Origin of the sequence: Methanobrevibacter sp., assembly GCF_045577275.1 — an archaeon.
Lineage (GTDB): Archaea > Methanobacteriota > Methanobacteria > Methanobacteriales > Methanobacteriaceae > Methanobrevibacter.
Window position 1 is genome coordinate 1 of record NZ_JAZNIB010000192.1, and the last position, 1864, is coordinate 1864.

Sequence of the window (1864 nt, forward strand, 5' to 3'; positions counted from 1 at the left end):
TTCCTAAAAGAAAATCATTTATTGAACTTATTAAATAAATAATCATATGTCTAAGATAAAAGAATTGCAAGATATTATAGACTCCTCAGACAACATAGTCTTCTTCGGAGGGGCAGGAGTTTCTACAGAAAGTGGAATACCGGATTTCAGATCTGAAAGTGGAATTTTCAAAAGCCTTGAAAAGTATGGTGCAAGCCCTGAACAATTGGTTTCCCATAGCTATTACCTAAGCAATACAGAAGAATTCTTTAATTATTATAAGGAAAACCTTGTCTTTAAGGATGCTGAGCCAAATCCAGCCCATTTGAAGTTGGCCGAACTTGAAAAGGCAGGAAAGCTGAAGGCAGTGATTACTCAAAATATTGATGGATTGCATCAAAAGGCAGGAAGCAGGAATGTTTTAGAGCTTCATGGAAGCATTCATAGAAACTACTGCGAATTCTGTCATGAAGAGTATGATTTGGATTATATCCTAAACAGTGAAGGAATCCCAAGATGTGAATGTGGAGGAATCATCAAGCCAGATGTCGTTCTTTACGAAGAGCCTTTAAACAATGATGTATTGAACTCATCAGTCAACTACATAGCAAATGCAGACACTTTAATAATTGGAGGAACATCACTTGTAGTTTATCCTGCTGCAGGATTGATAAATTACTTCAATGGCTCAAAACTGGTCTTGATAAACAAAAGCGAAACACCTTACGATAGTTTAGCCAGTTTAGTCATAAATGAAGCTATTGGAGAAACTTTAGACCAGATAAAAGTAGAAAAATAAGATAAATTTAGATAAAAATTAGAAATTTGATAAAAATAGATAGATTTGGATAAAAATAAGAAAAAATTATAGGAAATAAGATAAAAATAGAATAAAGAAAATAGGTAAAAACGAATTACCTATTCAAACCAATTATTTCAGACAATAATCTGCCTTTCTTCAATTCTTTTATGATATGGCTTTCCTTTACCTTTACATTAAAGGTTGCCACCATGGTTTCATGGAACAGTTCCTTAGGAATCACCACTACACCATTTTGATCTCCAAATACAAAGTCTCCTGGCTTTATTATATCATCATCGATTTCCAATTCAACATTGATTTCACCGAGACCTAATGCTTTTCCTGCATTTGGAAGATAATCAAGAGCAAATACTGGATAATCCAAATCTACAAGTGCATCCATATCTCTTGCCCAACCGTATAAGACGGTTCCAGCGATTCCTTTCTCACCTGCGCAAGTTGAAGCCAATTCCCCCCAAACTGAAGCTGGCTTTCCATAAGTGTAAATGAATAAGACTTCGCCTTCCTCTGCATTATCCATAGCCATCAATGAAGTTCCCCAATCATCAGTATTGGTTTTTGCAGTGAATATCTTACCATAAACCTTATTGTCATTCATAGGTTTTAATCCTGCAATTACACCAGACCTTCCAGATACTGATGCATAGGCATCTGACACTTGACATGCTGAACTTGAATCCAAGATCTTTTTCAATAAATCATGACTTTTGCTTTTTTCATTGTCCAAATCTTCTATGGAAAAAATATATTTTGAAATATCAACATCATCCAAGTCAATCACTTTAGATGATTTTTTTAATAAAGTTTTAGGAGTGACTTTAGCCAATTTAACACCTCTTTTTAATATGAAATTATCTAATGATTTTTTTAATGTATAGGTTAAGTTATCTAAAAGATATCTAATAAAATTTTCTAATTAAGCAAAAAAATCAATACTGCAAAGCTAATGAAATATTCCAAAAATTCTAAAAATTAAATCTATTTTATAAAAAATAAAATAATTTATATATTATGATAAAGATATTATAATGTGGATACTAAAATCATATAAAAATGATATTA

The 1864-nt window shown here is 32.0% G+C and carries 2 protein-coding genes; one reads left to right on the plus strand and one right to left on the minus strand.

Annotation, left to right across the window (positions count from 1 at the left end; translation table 11 throughout):
* The first annotated feature begins 46 nt into the window (after nucleotides 1-46).
* Nucleotides 47-778, plus strand: a complete 732-nt coding sequence (locus ACKI67_RS05725) for an NAD-dependent protein deacylase (RefSeq protein WP_407462475.1) — start codon at nucleotides 47-49, stop codon at nucleotides 776-778.
* A 115-nt stretch (nucleotides 779-893) separates the two neighbouring features.
* Here the strand turns inward: ACKI67_RS05725 and ACKI67_RS05730 are convergent, their stop codons facing one another.
* Nucleotides 894-1628: an RraA family protein gene (locus ACKI67_RS05730; RefSeq protein ID WP_407462476.1), complete on the minus strand. Its 735-nt coding sequence runs from the start codon at nucleotides 1626-1628 to the stop codon at nucleotides 894-896.
* Between the last annotated feature and the right edge of the window lie 236 nt (nucleotides 1629-1864).

Excerpts from the sequence above, each read along its gene's own strand:
- ACKI67_RS05725 (WP_407462475.1), top strand. The coding sequence starts at position 47 with ATGTCTAAGATAAAAGAATTGCAAGATATTATAGACTCCTCAGACAAC.